The 17,916-nt window shown below is 71.5% G+C and carries 16 protein-coding genes; 6 read left to right on the top strand and 10 right to left on the bottom strand.

Translation table 11 applies throughout. The features are described from left to right. Positions 1-422: 422 nt before the first annotated feature. Complete coding sequence (locus tag BIU97_RS13055) at positions 423-1,103, bottom strand: GntR family transcriptional regulator (RefSeq protein ID WP_071260642.1); 681 nt, start codon at positions 1,101-1,103, stop codon at positions 423-425. A 149-nt stretch (positions 1,104-1,252) separates the two neighbouring features. Beyond that, positions 1,253-2,698, bottom strand: a complete 1,446-nt coding sequence (locus tag BIU97_RS13050; RefSeq protein WP_368073093.1) for an MFS transporter — start codon at positions 2,696-2,698, stop codon at positions 1,253-1,255. Positions 2,699-2,913: 215 nt separating this feature from the next. On the opposite strand from BIU97_RS13050, the gene BIU97_RS13045 reads away from it, so the two are divergent. Further along, entirely contained in the window at positions 2,914-4,329 is a 1,416-nt protein-coding gene (locus BIU97_RS13045; protein WP_071297896.1) for an AAA family ATPase, read from the top strand. Next, positions 4,322-6,322: a vWA domain-containing protein gene (locus BIU97_RS13040; RefSeq protein ID WP_071297895.1), complete on the top strand. Its 2,001-nt coding sequence runs from the start codon at positions 4,322-4,324 to the stop codon at positions 6,320-6,322. Before BIU97_RS13045 ends, BIU97_RS13040 begins: the two co-directional genes overlap by 8 nt. 321 nt (positions 6,323-6,643) lie before the next feature. Here the strand turns inward: BIU97_RS13040 and BIU97_RS13035 are convergent, their stop codons facing one another. The 3 genes from BIU97_RS13035 to BIU97_RS13025 are packed head-to-tail and all read right to left on the bottom strand — an operon-like array spanning position 6,644 to position 8,694. Further along, positions 6,644-7,402 (bottom strand): SCO1664 family protein, encoded by a 759-nt coding sequence (locus BIU97_RS13035; protein ID WP_071297894.1) that lies wholly within the window; start codon positions 7,400-7,402, stop codon positions 6,644-6,646. Next, positions 7,399-7,926 (bottom strand): DUF3090 domain-containing protein, encoded by a 528-nt coding sequence (locus BIU97_RS13030; RefSeq protein ID WP_071260632.1) that lies wholly within the window; start codon positions 7,924-7,926, stop codon positions 7,399-7,401. The genes BIU97_RS13035 and BIU97_RS13030 overlap by 4 nt, the downstream gene beginning before the upstream one ends. A gap of 33 nt (positions 7,927-7,959) precedes the next feature. Next, a complete protein-coding gene (locus tag BIU97_RS13025) occupies positions 7,960-8,694 on the bottom strand; it encodes an MSMEG_4193 family putative phosphomutase (RefSeq protein ID WP_071297893.1) in 735 nt (244 codons plus the stop codon). A gap of 52 nt (positions 8,695-8,746) precedes the next feature. Between BIU97_RS13025 and BIU97_RS13020 the strand changes: the two genes are divergently transcribed. Beyond that, positions 8,747-9,901 (top strand): AI-2E family transporter, encoded by a 1,155-nt coding sequence (locus BIU97_RS13020; protein WP_071297892.1) that lies wholly within the window; start codon positions 8,747-8,749, stop codon positions 9,899-9,901. Between the two features lie 77 nt (positions 9,902-9,978). Further along, on the top strand, positions 9,979-10,407 hold the full coding sequence (locus BIU97_RS13015; RefSeq protein WP_083404800.1) for a BLUF domain-containing protein: 429 nt from the start codon (positions 9,979-9,981) through the stop codon (positions 10,405-10,407). 25 nt (positions 10,408-10,432) lie between these two features. Here the strand turns inward: BIU97_RS13015 and BIU97_RS13010 are convergent, their stop codons facing one another. The 5 genes from BIU97_RS13010 to BIU97_RS12990 form a co-directional block, all read right to left on the bottom strand. Next, positions 10,433-11,083: a ScbR family autoregulator-binding transcription factor gene (locus BIU97_RS13010; protein ID WP_071297891.1), complete on the bottom strand. Its 651-nt coding sequence runs from the start codon at positions 11,081-11,083 to the stop codon at positions 10,433-10,435. Positions 11,084-11,177: 94 nt separating this feature from the next. Continuing rightward, positions 11,178-11,648: a BLUF domain-containing protein gene (locus BIU97_RS13005; RefSeq protein WP_071297890.1), complete on the bottom strand. Its 471-nt coding sequence runs from the start codon at positions 11,646-11,648 to the stop codon at positions 11,178-11,180. Between the two features lie 89 nt (positions 11,649-11,737). Then, positions 11,738-13,111 carry an ABC transporter substrate-binding protein gene (locus BIU97_RS13000; RefSeq protein WP_071297889.1) on the bottom strand — a complete coding sequence of 458 codons (1,374 nt, stop codon included), beginning with the start codon at positions 13,109-13,111 and terminating at the stop codon, positions 11,738-11,740. 26 nt (positions 13,112-13,137) lie between these two features. Then, positions 13,138-14,079: a carbohydrate ABC transporter permease gene (locus tag BIU97_RS12995; RefSeq protein WP_217639508.1), complete on the bottom strand. Its 942-nt coding sequence runs from the start codon at positions 14,077-14,079 to the stop codon at positions 13,138-13,140. An 11-nt stretch (positions 14,080-14,090) separates the two neighbouring features. Continuing rightward, the gene (locus BIU97_RS12990; RefSeq protein ID WP_254782993.1) at positions 14,091-15,065 is read right to left on the bottom strand and encodes a carbohydrate ABC transporter permease; all 975 of its coding nucleotides are present in this window, start codon (positions 15,063-15,065) and stop codon (positions 14,091-14,093) included. 201 nt (positions 15,066-15,266) lie between these two features. On the opposite strand from BIU97_RS12990, the gene BIU97_RS12985 reads away from it, so the two are divergent. Then, positions 15,267-16,499, top strand: a complete 1,233-nt coding sequence (locus tag BIU97_RS12985) for a Gfo/Idh/MocA family protein (protein ID WP_071297888.1) — start codon at positions 15,267-15,269, stop codon at positions 16,497-16,499. A 68-nt stretch (positions 16,500-16,567) separates the two neighbouring features. Then, positions 16,568-17,590 (top strand): LacI family DNA-binding transcriptional regulator, encoded by a 1,023-nt coding sequence (locus BIU97_RS12980; RefSeq protein WP_071260618.1) that lies wholly within the window; start codon positions 16,568-16,570, stop codon positions 17,588-17,590. The last annotated feature ends 326 nt before the right edge of the window (positions 17,591-17,916 follow it).

Here is a 17,916-nt window from a genome sequence, read left to right as displayed (position 1 = left end):
ACCCCGGATCGACCCGGGCGACACCCCCGCGCGTGGCTCCCGCATCCCACCCGTGTCGACGGAGTCCCCCGGAATGGGGACATCCGGGGGTTGTCGCCACGTACCCCGGTGCTTACGATCGTCGAGACGCGGCGATCACGTTCCGGGGCTCGTCCCCTCTGTCGCGACACAGCACCCGACGTCGCTCCCCGATCACGGGCCCGGCGTGCCCGATCGTCCGGCACCCCGGGGAGCGACTCCCGGGGGCGCGGCCCACCACCGCGCCCCCACCTCCCGCTTCCGCCGACGACGGATGCGCCACCGCGACCGAGCGCGACGCCCCGGCCGGTCGTGCTGCCGCGGCCGAGCGCGACGTCCCGGCCGGTCGTGCTGCAGCGGCCGAACGTGCCACCCGGCCGACCGCCCCGCCGCCGACCGCCCGGTCAGCGCTGGACGGCCACCCGGAATCGGTCCGGCAGCGCGATGAGCGCTCCGGCCAGCTCGAGCAGCGCGGCCGCGCAGTCGTCGAGCGCGTCGCGTTCCGCGGCGTCGACGGCCCGCTCCAGGATGTCGAGCCGGCGTCGACGGTCGACCACCGCGTCGATCCCGTTCGCGAGCGCGACGTCGTCCGTCGAGAACATGTCGAGCAGGATGCGCTGTGACGCCACCCAGTCCGCGCTCACCGGCGCCCCGCGGCGGCGCAGGTACCAGGCGCCGAGTTCCACGAAGGCACCGGCCTCGGTCCAGCAGTCGCGGAGCACGAGCGGGTCGAAGCGGTCGGGGCACGCGACCCCGCCGGCGGGCGGCTCGGCGACCATCGCGCGGATGATCCGCATCCGCTCGGTCATCTGGTCGACGGACCAGTGCGTGATGACGACGCCGACGTACCGCTGCACCGACACGAGACGCAGGGTCTCGAGCGTGACGAGCGCCTCGCGCACGGGCGTGCGCGAGACCCGCATGTCCTGCGCGATGGCGTCGAGCTTGAGCCGTTGGCCGCGTCGGTAGACACCGCGCAGCACGCAGTCGAGCAGCCGCAGGAAGACCGCGTCGCGGAGCAGACTCCGCCGCAGACCGTGCGGATCGAGGTCGCCGAGGGCGCTGCGCCGGGCTGGGTTCTCCATCACGCCAGGCTCACGCACGCTCAGGACCGCCGAGGGGTGCACGCCGACCGCGGTGGATGGGAGGCGCCGGGATCGCGCTGTGGAGGAGTGCCATGCCAGCACGCTGGCAGGCCGCGCCCCAGCGCGCTAAACACTCCGGATACAGAATGTCAGTCGCGGTCCGACTTCGTCAGCACCGACAGTGGCTGGGTGACGTCCTCCAGCCCCTTCCTCGCGGCGTCCACCCCGAACACGAGCGCCACGACCCCACCGGCGATCATCACGGCCGAGCCGAGCAGGTACCCCCAGAACAGCGGCTCGCGGGACGACCCGTCGCCGATGAGCGCACCGTAGATGAGCGGCGCGACGGCACCGAAGATCTGCGCGAGCGCGAAGAAGTACGAGATGGCCTGCGACCGGAGCTCGAGCGGGAAGATCTCGCTGACGGTCAGGTACGCGCTCGACGCCCCGGCCGAGGCGAAGAAGAACGACACGCACCAGAAGACGACCTGCACGCCGGCGCTGATCGCGTCGGCCTGGAACAGGAACGCGGACGTCGCGAGCACGAGACCGGACACCAGGTACGTCGAGAAGATCATCTGGCGGCGGCCCCAGGTGTCGAAGAACCGGCCGAGGATGATCGGGCCGAGCAGGTTGCCGATCGCGAACGGGAAGAAGTAGACCGAGGTCTCGGCGGTCTTCAGCCCGAAGAAGTTGGTGAGCACGAGCGCGTAGGTGAAGAAGATCGCGTTGTACAGGAACGCCTGCGTGATCATCATCGTCGCGCCGACCAGGGTCCGTGTCGGGTACTGCCGGAACAGCACCTTCACGATGGTGCGGAACTTCACGTTGTCCGTCGGCGTGACGGTCATCGCCTTCGAGTCGTCGACGTCGGGCAGGCGGTGGCCGGTGGACTTCTCGACCGACGCCTCGATCTGCGTGACCGTCGCCTCGGCCTCCTGCTCGCGGCCGTGCGTCATCAGCCAGCGGGGGCTCTCGGGGATGTGCCGGCGCAGGAAGATGATCGCGATGCCGAGCACCGGGCCGAGGAAGAAGCCGATGCGCCAGCCGATGTTCTCGGCGAAGTGGGCGGTGTCGAGCAGGTAGATGTTCGCGAAGGCGCCGAGGGCCGCACCGCCCCAGTACGTCCCGTTGATCGCGATGTCGACGTGTCCGCGGTACTTCGACGGGATGAGTTCGTCGATGGCGGAGTTGATCGCCGCGTACTCGCCACCGATGCCGAGCCCGGCGACGAAGCGGAACACCGCGAGGAACCAGAAGTCCTGCGCGAACCCGGCGATGCCGGAACCGATCAGGTAGATGGCCAGGGTGAGGATGAACAGCTTCCGTCGACCGAGGCGGTCGGACATGCGCCCGAACACGATCGCACCGACGACCTGTCCGACCAGGTAGATCGTGCCGAGCGAGGTGACCTGTTGCGTCGACAGGTCGAGGTCCGCCTGGAACCCGGCGTTCGAGACGATCTGGATCTCGAGGCCGTCCAGGATCCAGGACACCCCGAGGCCCACGACCACGCTCCAGTGGAAGCGTGTCCACGGCAGTCGGTCCATCCGAGCGGGTACCAGGCTCTTGATCGTCGCGTTCGTGCTGCTCACGAATGGGGAACGTACGCCCGGATCGACGAGATGGTTCGGATCCGGTAGCGGACCGGTCCGGTTCACCCGGTCCGGGCACGGAGCCGGATCCCCCTACTCGAATCCGGCTCCGTCACCGGGGTCTCAATCATTGCAAGTGCTATGGAAACTCACAAGCGGACGGACGGGAGGCCCGTGGCGGCGCCGCCACGGGCCTCCCGTCCGTCTTGTGGTCCATGTCGCCGGCGCGGCGTAGCGTCGTCGACGTGACCCGACCTGACATCCGAACGGTCGGCGAGCTCCGCACCTCTGGTCACGTCCAGAAGACGGTCCGCGCCGAGATCCGCGACAACCTGCTCACCGCCCTGCGCCAGGGCGCCGATCCGTGGCCCGGCCTGCACGGCTTCGAGACCACCGTCATCCCCCAGCTCGAACGCGCCCTGATCGCCGGCCACGACGTCGTCCTGCTCGGCGAGCGCGGCCAGGGCAAGACCCGCCTGCTCCGCACCCTGCAGGGCCTGCTCGACGAGTGGACGCCGGTCATCACCGGCTCCGAGCTCGGCGAGCACCCGTACGAACCGATCACCACGGCGAGCACCCGACGCGCCGAGGAGCTCGGCGACGCCCTGCCGATCAGCTGGCGGCACCGCGACGACCGCTACGTCGAGAAGCTCGCGACGCCGGACACGAGCGTGGCCGACCTGATCGGCGACGTCGACCCGATGAAGGTCGCCGAGGGCCGCAGCCTGGGCGACCCGGAGACCATCCACTTCGGGCTGGTCCCCCGTGGGCACCGTGGCATCGTCGCGATCAACGAGCTGCCCGACCTGGCCGAACGCATCCAGGTCGCGATGCTCAACGTGATGGAGGAACGCGACGTCCAGATCCGCGGCTACGTGCTGCGGCTGCCGCTCGACGTGCTCGTCGTGGCGAGCGCGAACCCCGAGGACTACACGAACCGCGGCCGGATCATCACGCCGCTGAAGGACCGCTTCGGCGCCGAGATCCGCACGCACTACCCGATCGAGCTCGAGGACGAGATCGCGGTCATCCGACAAGAGGCGCAGCTGACGGCCGAGGTACCCGACGCCCTGGTCGAGATCCTCGCCCGCTTCACCCGGGCTCTGCGCGCCTCGAGCGCCGTCGACCAGCGCAGCGGTGTGAGCGCCCGCTTCGCGATCGCGGGTGCCGAGACGGTGTCCGCCGCCGCGGTGCACCGGGCCGCACGCCAGGGCGAGGACGAGGCCGTCGCCCGGCCGATCGACCTCGAGACCGCCGTGGACGTCCTCGGCGGCAAGATCGAGTTCGAGAACGGGGAAGAGGACCGGGCCGACGAGGTCCTCGAGCACCTGCTCCGCACCGCGACCGCCGAGACCGTGCGCTCCCGCTTCCGGGGCCTCGACTTCACGGTGCTCGTGGACGCGCTCGACGGCGGCACGATGGTGACCACGGGCGAGCAGGTCAGCGCCCGGGCGTTCCTCGAAGGACTCCCGTCGATCGGCGAGTCCGACCTGTACGACCAGGTGTGCGACCGGATGGGCGCCGCGAACGACGGCGAGCGGGCCGGTGCGATCGAACTCGCACTCGAGGGGCTCTTCCTGGCCCGACGCATCAGCAAGGAGTCCGGCGGGGGCGAAGCCGTCTATGGCTAGGCAGAACCGGCGGCTGACGCGCGACACCCGCTACGGGCGCTACACCGACGGACCGGACCCGCTCGCGGCGCCGGTCGACCTCGCCGAGGCGCTCGACGCGATCGGGCAGGACGTGATGGGCGGCACCTCGCCCGAGCGGGCGATGCGGGAGTTCCTGCGTCGCGGCGGCCGGTCGCAGCGCGGCCTCGACGACCTGGCCCGCCGGGTGGCCGAGCGCCGCCGCGAGCTGACCGCGAAGAACAACCTCGACGGCACCCTGCAGCAGGTGCGCGAGCTCCTCGACCAGGCGCTGCTCGCCGAGCGCGGGGAACTCGCGCGGAACGTCGACCTCGACGACGGCGACCGCGCCCTCGCCGAGCTGCAGCTCGACAGCCTGTCGCCCTCCCCCGCCGCCGCGGTGCAGGAGCTCGGCGACTACGACTGGACGAGCCCGACCGCACGCCAGAAGTACGACGAGATCAAGGACCTGCTCGGCCGCGAGGTGCTCGACCAGCGCTTCGCCGGCATGAAGCAGGCGCTCGAGGGTGCCACCGACGAGGACCGCGCGGCGGTCAGCGCGATGATGCAGGACCTCAACGCCCTGCTCGAGGCGCACGCCCGCGGCGAGGACACCCAGCAGCAGTTCGACGACTTCATGGCGCAACACGGGGAGTACTTCCCGTCGGACCCGGCGAACGTCGACGAACTGCTCGACGACCTCGCGGCCCGGGCGGCGGCGGCGCAGCGGATGCGCAACTCGATGACGCAGGAGCAGCGCGACGAACTCGACGCGCTCGCCCAGCAGGCGTTCGGCTCCCCCGACCTGATGGGGCAGCTGTCCCAGCTCGACGGTGCCCTGCGCGCCCTGCGACCCGGCGAGGACTGGGGCGGGTCGGAGCAGATGGACGGGCAGCAGGGCCTCGGGCTCGGCGACGGCACCGGGGTGTTCCAGGACATCGCGGACCTCGACGCCCTCGCAGACCAGCTCGCGCAGTCCGGCCCCGGTTCGGAACTCGACGACCTCGACCTCGACGCGCTGTCCCGGCAGCTCGGCGCCGAGGCGGCGGTCGACGCGAAGACCCTGCAGCGGCTCGAGCAGGCGCTCCGGAACTCCGGGGCGATGCGCCGCGGTGCCGACGGGCAGCTCCGGCTCACCCCGAAGGCGATGCGGCAACTCGGCAAGAGCCTGCTCAAGGACGTCGCCCAGCGGATGTCCGGTCGCCAGGGAGCGCGGGACCTCCGCCGCTCGGGTGCCGCCGGCGAACCCTCGGGGGCGTCACGGCAGTGGGCCTTCGGCGACACCGAGCCGTGGGACATCCCCCGGACGATCACGAACGCCGTGACGAGGACGGCCGCCTCCGGCCGACAGGGCCCCGGCGTCCGGTTGACGATCGACGACGTCGAGGTGCAGGAGACCGAGGCCCGCACCCAGGCGTGCGTCGCCCTGCTCGTCGACACGTCGTTCTCGATGGCGATGGAGGACCGCTGGGTCCCGATGAAGCGCACCGCCCTGGCGCTGCACACCCTGGTGTCGACCCGGTTCCGCGGCGACGACCTGGAGCTCATCGCCTTCGGTCGCGAGGCCGAGGTGATGGACGTCGAACAGCTCGTCGGCCTCGACGCGATGTGGGACAAGGGCACGAACCTGCACCACGCCCTGCTGCTCGCCAACCGGCACTTCCGGAAGCACCCCACGGCCCAGCCGGTGCTCCTCATCGTCACCGACGGCGAGCCGACGTCGCACCTCGAGCCGAACGGCCAGGTCTGGTTCGACTACCCGCCGGACCCGGTGACGATCGCGCTGACCGTGCGCGAACTCGACAACTCCGGACGGCTCGGCGCGCAGACGACGTTCTTCCGGCTCGGCGACGACCCGGGGCTCGCCCGGTTCATCGACGCCATGGCGAAGCGCGTCGACGGCACGGTGGTGGCGCCCGAGAACGACGACCTCGGCGTGGCCGTCGTCGACTCGTACCTCGGGTCCCGACGGGGCGGGATGCCGCTGTTCGACTGATCGCAGGGATCGGGACGAGGGGGGTGTTGCGCACCGCGCGTCGGTCGTACACTGACGCCACACAGTTGCCCCGGACCCCGGCGGCCGTGGCCGTCTTCCCGCCCCGACCCGGTCGGAGTGGGGAAGCGGTCGGTCGAGGGGACCTGATCCGCCCTCGGCTGGTCGACACCCACGGTGTCCCGCTGAGCAACGGCGCTCGTGGGCGCTGCCGTGGGCACTCGCACCCGTCCAGCACGGGGAGCGGGGCGGGTCGGTGGGCCCGGACCCGACGGGACCCACCGACCCGAACCCGGGCGCCCGCACGGCGTCAGGCGGAGCGCGTCAGAACAGCGGCCAGGGCACGGCCGGACCGTGGCCCGGGGGCGGCGGGAACACGCCCACCGCGCGGAGTGCCGCGCACCGGGCGCGCACGGTGTCGACCTCGACCGGGGTGAGGTGGTCGTGGAGCACGTCGCCGAGGTCACCGCGGAGCGCCTCGGACACCCGGTCGAGCCCCTCGAGTTCGTCCGGCCCGAGCGGCTCCCCGATCCACCCCCACAGCACGGTGCGGAGCTTGTGCTCGACGTGGAACGTCAGGCCGTGGTCGACACCGAACCGGTGCCCGTCCGGCATCGCCAGGACGTGCCCGCCCTTGCGGTCGGCGTTGTTCACGACCACGTCGAAGACGGCCATCCGACGCAGGGCCTCGGAGTCCTCGTGCACCAGGGTGACGGGACGGTCGTGCTCGTCGATCGCCTCGAGCACCGGCAGCCACGGCGAGCCGTCGGCCTCGGCGGCGTCCGGGTCGACCAGGTCGACGGCGTCCTGCTCGGGGTCGACGTGCTGCCACCGCTGCACCATGCCCGGGCCGTAGGGGCCGTCGCCCAGCCACGTCGGCGGCACGATGCCCCAGCCGAACGCCTCGGACACCAGGTGCGCCGCGACCTCGCGGCCGGCGAGCGTGCCGTCCGGGAAGTCCCACAGCGGCCGCTCCCCCTGGATCGGCTTGTACACGACGGCCTCGCCGTCCAGGTCCGCCAGGAAGGTCGCGTTCGACGCCTCACGGATGCGGGCCGTGATGGTCAGCGACCCGTCGCTCATGCGGTGCCGGGCGGACGGCCGGCGGCGACGACCTCGCGCGTGCGCTCCACGAACGCGCGTGCGGTGCCGACCGGGATCTTCACCTGGAAGAGCTCGGCGGGTTCCGGGATCTCGACGACGGCCTCGATCTCGGTGCCGTCCTCGCTCTCCTCGGAGACGATCTCGACTTCGTCGTCGATGGGGTAGGCCTCGATGACCACCTGGGCGGTCGCGGGGTCGAAGCCCAGGCTCAGCGCACCGGCACGGAACTCCGGCTCGACCGGCTGGTCGAGCGGGGCGGGGTCGCGGAGCTCGTCGGGGACGGTCGGGGGCACGCTGAACCGGTTGCCCTCGACCGTCGCGACCTCGTCGAGCAGCTCGTCGATCTTGTCGGCGAGCACGGCGGTCTGCTCCTTCTCGAGCGCGACGCTCGTCACCCGGCGGCCGGAGCGCGCCTGGATGTAGAACGCGCGCTCGCCCGGGCGGCCGATGGTGCCGACGACGAGACGGTCCGGCCAGTCGAAGCCGTGGACGATGGTTGGCATACCCGCATTGTAGGAGCGCGTGCCGACGGCCGTTCAGGCTCCGGCGGGACCCGGCGCCGTCGTCGTCGTGCCGGGGGCGGTCGGGTGGCCCGCGCCGCCGCCGACCGCGGCGTCCCCGCCCGGTGCCGGCGCGGATGCGAGCCAGCCGAGGTCGCCGGACTCGGTGTTCGTGGCCACCACCTCAGGGCGGTGTTCGCCGTAGCGCACGATGGACACCGAGGCCGGTCCGACGCCGATGCGCTGGAACAGGTCGAGGTGCATGCCGAACGCGTCGGCGAGCACCGACTTGATGATGTCGCCGTGGCTCACCGCGACCCACACCGCTCCGGGGCCGTGCTCGGCCTCGACCGCGGCGTCGATGCGGCGGATCGCGGCGACCGCGCGCGACTGCATGGTCTGCATGGACTCGCCGCCGGGGAACACGACCGCACTCGGGTTCGCCTGCACCGTCCGCCAGAGCGGCTCCTTCGACAGGTCGGCGAGGGTCCGCCCCTGCCAGTCGCCGTAGTCCGCCTCGGTGATGGCCCGCTCGACGCTCGAGGCCGGGTCGCCCGGCTGCCGGTCGAGGATCACGCGGGCGGTCTGCCGGCAGCGCTCCAGGGGGCTCGTGACCACCGCGACGACGGGCACGGCGGCGATGCGCTCGGCGGTCCGCTCGGCCTGGGTCCGCCCGACGGCGTCGAGGCGCACGCCGGCGGTGCGGCCGGCGAGCACCCCGGAGGCGTTCGCGGTGGTGCGTCCGTGACGGACGAGGAGGACGGTCGCCATGTCCCCGATCCTAGGCGGGCGCAGCGGGCCGTCCGTCGGTAGCGTCTCGGGTATGCCGCTCTTCCGCGACGCCCCGCGTCCCCCCGCCCCGACCACGCCCTCGAAGGTCCAGGCGACCTGGTCCGACTCGATGGGTCGCCTCGCGATGCGCGCCCTGCAGGTGATCATCGTCGTTGTGCTGCTGGCCGGCGTGGTCTACGCCGGCGGTGTGCTGAGCGTCGTGACGATCCCGGTCCTGCTCGCGCTCATCATCGCCTCGGCCATGCACCCCGTGGTCTCGTGGCTCCGAAGGCACCGGGTGCCGTCCGTGCTGGCGACGCTCGCGGTGCTCGTCGGCGTGCTCGCGGTGCTCGGACTGGTCGGCTGGTTGATCGTCGTCGCGGTCGAGAACCAGTGGTCGCAGCTGCAGGACTCCGCGGTGGACGGCTTCGGCAAGCTGCAGGACTTCGCGAAGACCCTGCCGATCTCGATCTCCGAGTCGCAGATCGACGACGCCGTCGGCGGCGTCACCGACTTCGTGACGAGCGCGCAGTTCGGCTCGGGTGCGATCGCCGGGGCATCGGCGACCGCGAACTTCCTGACCGGGCTCGTCCTGATGATCGTCGTGCTGTTCTTCTTCCTCAAGGACGGCCCGAGCATCTGGGAGTTCCTGCTCCGTCCCTTCACCGGAGAGCAGTACGCCCGCGCCCGTCGGGTCGGCGACCGCGTCGTCTCGACCCTCGGCGGCTACGTCCGCGGCACCGCCACGGTCGCCGCGGTCGACGCGATCGGCATCGGCGTCAGCATCGCCATCGTCGGCGTGCCCCTGGCCCTCCCCCTGGCCGTCGTCGTGTTCATCACGGCGTTCATCCCGATCGTCGGCGCCACCGCGGCCGGCATCCTCGCGGCCCTCGTCGCCCTGGTCGCGCTCGGACCGGTGCAGGCGCTCATCGTCGTCGGCATCGTGATCCTGGTCAACCAGCTCGAGGGCAACTTCCTGCAGCCGGTGCTCATGGGGCGCACCCTCAAGCTGCACGGCCTGGTCATCCTCATCGGCCTGACCGCGGGCACCGTGCTCGCGGGCATCACCGGCGCGATCATCTCGGTGCCGCTGCTCGCGGCGGCCTGGGGCGCGATCCTGGTCTGGGACGGCCCGGACACCCCCGCCCGCCCCTGGCGGAAGAAGCGCGACGAGTCGATCACCGCGCACGAGCGGCCCGCCGACTGACCGAGCGGGCAGGACGCGGCGGGACGCTCTCCGGACATCGGTTCGCTCGGGCGGCCCGGCCACGTGAAGATGGAGCAGTGCTCGTCTCCATCGTCTACATGAGTCGCGCCGTCGTGCCCTTCGACGACGGTGAGCTGGCGACCCTGCTCGACGAAGCACGGCTGCGCAACCACGCGCTCGGGGTGTCCGGGCTGCTGCTCGCCAAGGGCGGCCGGTTCATGCAGTTGCTCGAGGGACCGGCGTGGAGCGTCGACGACCGCTTCTCCGTGATCGCCCGCGACCCGCGGCACGGCGAGGTGAAGTCGCTCGTGCGCGAGGACATCGAGCAGCGCCGGTTCGACGGCTGGTCGATGGCGTACCGCGCCCTCGACGACGCCGACGTCCGCGAGGAGGCCGGCTTCAGCCCGTTCCTGTCCGGCACGACGGACTTCCCGCCGTCGTTCGACCGCACGAGCGCCGCGTGGCTGCTCAAGTGGTTCCGGGACCGCGAGCTGCACGACCTCTGAAGCGACGGGCCAGCGCGTCGGCTGGTCAGGACCCGTCGGACAGGTCCGGCGCGACACCGAACGGGTCTGCAACGACACCGAACAGGTCCGCAACGACACCGAGCAGCCGCTCGCGGTGCGCTGCGTCCGCCGTCGCCGCGAGCACCACCCGCCACATGGTCGCGACGGCCGGGAACAGGTCCGCCCGCCCGGTCCGCACGTCGGACACGAGCTGGACGCCGGTGAAGAACGGCACGACGGTCGAACCGAGTTCCTCGGCGGTCAGGTCCGTCCGCAGCTCGCCGCTCGCGATCGCCAGCCGGAACACGTCGACGATGCCGGCGATCCACTGCTCGTAGAAGCTGACGGTCGCGGCGCGGAACTCACCGCGCTCGAGCGACATGCGGATGCCGGCGCGGACGACCGGGTCGGTGCGGAGCAGGGTGGCGATGCCGTGCGAGGCCCGCACGAGCGCCGCGGTCGGCGACGGGTCCGCGTGGCTGACCACGTCGAAGGTCCGGACGTTCTGCTCGTCGATCACCCCGAGCGCGAGCGCGAGCTTGGTCGGGAAGTGGAAGTGCAGGGCTCCCTGGGAGACGCCCGCCCCGCGGGCGATCCCCGCGATCGTCGCGCCGGCGAAGCCGACGCGGTCGAACTCCTCCGCCGCGGCCGTCAGGATCTGCGCACGTCGTTCCACGTGACCAGTCTCCCGGACGGGAGGCCCGTGGCGGCGCCGCCACGGGCCTCCCGTCCAGGGGGCGTGACGACCGCTGCCCGGGTGGCCGGACCCGTCAGGCGGCGTGCCGGCCGAGCGTGATCCGCTCCTCCGGCACGTCCTGCAGGTCGCGACCGCGGAACCAGCGGAGCAGCCAGTCCGCGGGCGCACCGGCGAGCCCGGAGGGCAGCCCGCTGCGCTCGGTCAGGAAGGTGCTGAAGCCGGGCTCGTCACGGACCTCGGTGTCCGAGGGGTTGCCGAACGCCATCGACCACCCGTCGAAGCGCCGGGTGTCGATCTCCTCGCGGGACAGCGACTTCACGCCGTGGTGGCGCGGGTCGCGCTCGATCGCGGCGAAACGGTCCTCGACGCTCCAGCTCGGACCCTCGAGCACCTGCATGAAGCGCCCGCCCTTCGCGAGCAACAGGCCGGAGACGCCGAGGGCCTCGTTGCGCAGCCGGGCCTCGCGGAGCATCGCGACCAGCTGCTCGTCGGTCAGCTCGTCGACGGCGACGGACATGTACACGAGTGAGGTGAGGGAAGTCATCCCCGCCAGTCTGTTGCGCACCCCGCGGCGCGGTCAACGCTCGTCCGCACACCGCACCGGGCGACGCGGTGTGCGGACGACGCGACCGGTCAGGTGAGCGCGAGGAGGGTGTTCACCTGCTCGTTGACGCCGGTCAGCGTCGAGACCGGCGCACCGTTGGCGTACACGTCGTCGAACGCCGGCTGGAACAGGGCCTGCACGTCGGCGGGGTTGCGGGTGACGGGGAACAGGAAGGTGGTGTCCTCCTCGACCTGCCGGGTGAACGCCGACACGTCGAGGCCGCGCTCCCGGAACGACGCCACGGCGGCCGCGGTGCCGGCGGGACGCGCCGGGAACACGATGCCGCGCTCCCCCACGATGCGCTGGGCTTCGTCGCTGCCGAGGAACGCGACCCAGGCCGCCGCCGCCTCGGGGTCCTTCGCCTGCTTCGTGATCGAGTCGCCGAGGCCGTTGAACATCGACGCGCGGCGCCCGGAGGGACCGACCGGGGTCGGCGCCACCGCGACGTCGAGGCCCTCGGTGCCGAGGTACGAGCCGATCATCCACGACCCGTTGAATGACAGCGCGCACTTGCCGGCCGCGAGCTGCACCTCCGGGCCGGTCGTGGTCGAGAAGACGCCGTACTTCGCCATGTAGCCCTTGTCAGCCAGGCCGTAGTACCAGGCGAGGGTGTCCTGCACGACGCGGTCGTCGAACCGGAACCGGTCGCCCCAGGGGTTCTCGTTCGTGTACGCCCAGTCGGTGGACCCGGTGAACGGCGACCAGGTCGACTGGCCGAAACCGTCGCCACCCGACCCGTTCGACGACAACCCGTAGACCGCGACGTGGTCCTTGTCGAAGCCCGGTTCGTCGCCGCGCCGCCCCTTCGTGTCGACGGTCAGGTGCGCGATCATCCGCTCGAACGTCCCGCCGTCGTCCGGGTTCCACTCGAGCGCCCCGAGTTCCTCGGCCGACACCCCGGCCGCCGCCATCGCCCGCTGGTCGTAGAACATCGCGATGGTGTCCCAGTCCTTCGGGGAGCCGTAGCGGTGGCCGTCCCGGCCCTTCCACAGTTCGGCGAGGCCGGACTGGTAGTCGTCGTCACGGATGCCCTTCGTCACGTCGAGCTCGTCGAGCCGGTACAGCACGTCGAGGTCGGCGTACTGCGGGAACTTCGTCAGGTGGTCGGTGAAGACGTCGGGGGCGGTGCCGGCGATGAAGCCCGCGGTGAGCTTCGTCCAGTAGTCGTTCCAGCCGAGCTGCGTGATCCGCACGGTGATGTCCGGGTTCGCGCGGTGGAAGGCGTCGGCGACGGCCTGGTAGGCGGGCTGCTGGTTCGCGTCCCAGAGCCAGTAGCTCACGGTCCGTGCGCCAGAGCGGCCCGTCCGGACGCGGCCGGGCGACGAGCAGGCGGCGAGCGCGCCCAGCGCGAGGGCGGAGGCGCCGCCGGCCAGGAGCGTGCGGCGGGTCAGGTGGTTCGTCATGGTGTGGGTCCTGTCCGAGCGCCGGGTCACTTGATCCCGGAGAAGCCGATGGAGTTGACGATCCGCTTGGCGAAGACGCCGAACAGCACGATCATCGGGAGCGCCGCCACGAGGGTCGCGGCCATGAGCCCGGCCCAGTCGGTGCCGGACTGCGGGCTCTGCGACTTGAAGACGCCGAGCGCGACGGTCAGCACCCGCGAGCTGTCGGTGTACGAGACCATGAGCGGCCAGAAGTAGTCGTTCCAGCTCGTGATGTACGTCAGCACCGCGAGGGTCGCGATCGGGGCCGACGCCATCGGGATGACGAGCCGGAAGAACACGCGGACCTTGCCGGCGCCGTCGATGAGCGCGGCCTCCTCGACCTCCTTCGAGATGCCGAGGAAGAACTGGCGCAGGAAGAACACCGCGAATGGCGTCATGAACATCGTCGGCAGGGCGATGCCGAGCAGGTTGTCGACGAGCCCGAGCTGCTTGATGAGCGTGAAGTTCGGCAGCAGCGTGAAGATCGCGGGGACCATCAGCCCGGCCAGGAACACCCCGAACACGCGGTCGCGGCCGGGCCAGCGCAGCCGGGCGAAGGCGTACGCGGCCGCTGCCGAGAAGAACACCTGGCCGACCGTGACGAGCGTCGACACGACGATCGAGTTGAGCAGGTACCGCCAGAAGTCGAGCGCGGCGCCGGAGCCGCCCTGCGCCAGGGCCTCCTCCGTGGACTGCAGGCCGAGGACGCGTTCGAAGCCGCCCAGGCTGAACCCGACGGGCAGCAGCGAGGTGGGGTCGGCGTTGATCGCGGTGTTCGACGACAGGGCGGTGCGCAGGATCCAGTAGAACGGGAACAGGGTGACGACGATGACGAGGACCATCGCGGCCCAGGCGACGACGCGGCCGACGGAGGGGCGGCGACGGTGTCCAGCGCCCATCCGCGGCGGGCGGGACGTGGTGACGGAGCGGGTGAGTGTCGTGGTCATGGCGCTTCCGTTCAGTCCAGGTCCGACTCACCCGAGCGGGTGAGGCGGTACTGCACGATCGTGATGATGCTGAGGACGATGAGGAGCGCGACCGAGACCGCGGACGCGTAGCCGAACTGGAACCGGCCGAACGCCAGGTTGTAGATGTAGTTCTGCACGACGTTCGTGGCGTTCGCGGGGCCGCCCTGCGTGGTGACGGCGACGGTGTCGAACACCTGGAACGACCCGATGACGGTGATGATGAGCACCAGGGACAGGATCGGGCGGAGCAGCGGCACCGTGATGCGCCAGAACATCTTCCACTCGCTCGCCCCGTCGATGCGGCCGGCTTCGTACACGGTCTCGGGCAGCGACTGCAGCCCCGCGAAGACGAGCAGCGCCGTGTAGCCGACGTGCCGCCAGACGTTGATGAGCGCGATCGAGGGGATGCCCCAGACGTCGCTCTGCAGGAACGGGATGCGGTCGAGGCCGAGTGCCGCGAGCAGCTCGTTGCCGATGCCGAGCTGGGTGTCGAGGATCCAGAGCCACACGAGCGCCGCGACGACGTTCGACACCAGGTACGGCGCGAGCACGATGCCGCGCACGAAGGTCGGCTTCGTCAACCGGTGCATCATCACGGCGATGAACAGCGCGACGACGGTCTGGATGACGATGTTGACGAGGACGTACTCGACGGTCACCACCATCGAGTGCCAGAAGATCGAGTCCTGCACCAGCCGTTCGTAGTTCTGCAGACCGGTGAACTCGGGTTCGGTGAGCAGGTTGTACGAGGTGAAGCTCAGCCAGATGCCCCGCACGGTCGGCCAGGCGAGGAACACCGCGAACCCGACGGCGGCCGGGGCGATGAACACGAGCGCGAGCCACAGGTCGTTCCTGGGCCGGCGCGGTCGGGACGTGGTTCGTGCACGGGCGGGGTCGGCGGGCCGACTCCTCCGACTCGTGCTGGCGGTCGTCAGGGGTGACGACACGGGGCTCTCGGTTGCCATCGCGACTCCTTCGTCTGCGGTGGACTGGCGTGCAGCAGTCCGTGAGCCGGGAATCTACACGTGGGGACCACCGGTGACAAGAGTCGACTTCCGCAGCGCCCAACGGGGTTGTCACGTGTAGACAGCGCGTGTCAGGATGGCTGTGATCTGCACCGGAGCGCTCCGCTCGGCGATGCATCCCCCACCCTGGAAAGGTCACTGATGATCTCTGTCGGTATGGTCGGCGCGGGCCAGTTCGCGCCCCAGTTCGCCAAGCTGTTCAAGCTCCACCCCGACGTCGACCGCGTGTACGTCACGGACCTCGTCGACGAGCGCGCCGCCGAACTCGTCGAGGCGCAGCACCTCGACGGCACGTTCCCCGACTTCGACGCCGTGCTCGCCTCGGACGTCGACGCCGTCGCGATCTTCACGCAGCGGTGGACGCACGGCCCGCTGGTGGTCCGGGCCCTGCGCGCCGGCAAGCACGTGTACTCCGCGGTGCCGATGGCGATCTCGGTCGACGAGATCCGCGACATCATCGAGGCCGTCCGCGAGACCGGGCTGACCTACATGATGGGCGAGACGAGCTACTACAACCCCGCCACCGTGTTCGCCCGCAAGCAGGCCGCCGCCGGTGCGTTCGGCCGGGTCTTCTACGCCGAGGGCGACTACGTGCACGACATGGACCTCGGCTTCTACGCCGCGTACCAGTACAGCGGCGGCGAGGACTGGAAGCGCACCGCCAGCTACCCGCCCATGCTCTACCCGACGCACTCGGTCGGCGGCGTGCTCGGTGCGATCCCCGGGCACGCGGTCAGCGTCAGCTGCATCGGCGTCCGCGACGACCGCGGCGACGGCGTCTTCGACAAGGACGTCAGCCAGTTCGACAACGACTTCTCGAACGCCACCGCCCTGTTCGAGCTCGACAACGGCGGCGTCATGCGGATCAACGAGATGCGCCGCGTCGGCTACCCGTCGCACATCCGCGAGTCCCGCTTCCGCTACTTCGGCACCGAGGCGAGCTTCGAGCAGCTCGCGAAGGTCAGCGTCTGGCAGGACAAGGAGGACTCGCACGACATCAGCGACCAGATCGACACCCAGGCGACGATGGACCTCGACGACCCGCGCCTGGCCGACGTCGACCCGTCCCTGCGCGACGCGTTCGTCTCCGGCTACGCCCAGGTGCACGACACCGACCGACTGCCGGCCGAGTACGACGGCGTGCCGACCGGGCACGAGGGCAGCCACCAGTTCCTCGCCGACGACTTCGTCCGCGCGGTGGTCGACCGGACCCTGCCGCCGGTGAACGCCTGGACCGCCGCCCGCTTCACCCTGCCCGGCATCATCGCCCACCAGTCGGCGCTGCAGGGCGGCGCACGCCTCGAGGTCCCCGACTTCGGTGACGCCCCCACACCGGCGGAGGCCGCCGCGTCGACTACGATCGCGTCCGAGTAACAGGTGCCGTCGGGTGCCGGTCCGTCCGCGGACCGGCACCCGACGGCGCTCCCCCGGACCCGACGAAGGTGGCTGCCGTGACCGTCCCGACGACCCCGCGGGCGGTCACCCGCGCCGACGTCGCCCGCTACGCCGGCGTCAGCACCTCGGTCGTCAGCTACGTCGTGCACGACGGTCCCCGGCCCGTCGCGGCCGCCACCGCTGCGCGGGTGCGCGAGGCGATCCGCGTCCTCGGCTACCGGCCGAACGCCAGTGCGCAGGCCCTGCGCACCGGGTCGTCGAAGATGCTCGGGCTGATCGTGCCGGAACTCGACAACCCGTTCTGGTCCGAGCTCGCCGTCGAGGTCACGCACGCCGCCGCAGCCCGCGGCTACGACGTCCTGCTCGCCAACAGCGACGGCGACGCCGTCCAGGAACGCGAGCGGCTCCGCAGCCTGTCCGCCCGCCAGGTCGACGGCATCATCGTCACGAGCATCATGACCCGGCCGGACCTGTCCACCATGACGGACCCGGGCATCCCGATGGTCCTGCTCAACACCTTCTTCGAGGTCCCCGACCACCCGAGCATCGGCGTCGACGCCCTGCGCGGTGCCTACGACGGCACCCGGCACCTGGTCGAGCACGGCTACCCCTCCATCGGCCTCGTCATGGGCCACACCGGCTCGATGGAGCTGCGCGAGCAGGGCTGGATGCGCGCGCTCCGCGACGCCGGACTGCCGGACGGTCCGATCGTCCGCTGCGACTTCACCCGCAGCGGCGGCCACACCGCCGGCCTGCGGATGTTCGACACCCCGAACCGCCCCCGCGCCGTCTTCGTCAGCTCGGACATGCAGGCCGTCGGCGTGCTCCGCGCCCTGCACGAACTCGGGCTCTCCGCCCCCGACGACGTCGCGGTCGTGTCCTTCGACGGCGTCGCCGAGGCCGACTGGACGATCCCCCAGCTCACCGTCGTGCGGCAACCCACGGGGACGATGGCCGCCGCTGCGGTCGACCGCGTGCTCGGCCTCGGCCCGGACGACCAGTGGCACCGCGACCTCGTGCCCGCCGAGCTCGTCCTCGGCGCGAGCTGCGGGTGCGACGTGCGTCGCTGACGCTGGCGCCGGGCGGAGGCGGCGGCGGGCGGACCCCGGGTCCTGTCGCGAAAGCGACAGGTCCACGCGAACAGCCGGCGTGCATGTGTCGCTTTCGCGCGGGCGCGCGGGGTGGGCGCGCGGGCGCCCCTCCAGCCCCGCCCGCGCTGCCCGGGTGCCGCGAGAGCGACACACCTCGCGGCCGGCCCGGGGTCCCTGTCGCGAAAGCGACAGGTCCACGCGAACAGTCGGCGTGCATGTGTCGCTTTCGCGCGGGCGCGCGCGGCGTGGGCGCGCGGGGCGGGCGCGCGGGGTGGGCGACCAGGCCGACGGACGGGAGGCCCGTG

The organism is Curtobacterium sp. MCBA15_009, assembly GCF_001864895.1.
Classification (GTDB): domain Bacteria; phylum Actinomycetota; class Actinomycetes; order Actinomycetales; family Microbacteriaceae; genus Curtobacterium.
The sequence above is the reverse complement of the archived record's forward strand: the minus strand, read 5'-3'. Positions and strand labels throughout refer to the sequence as shown.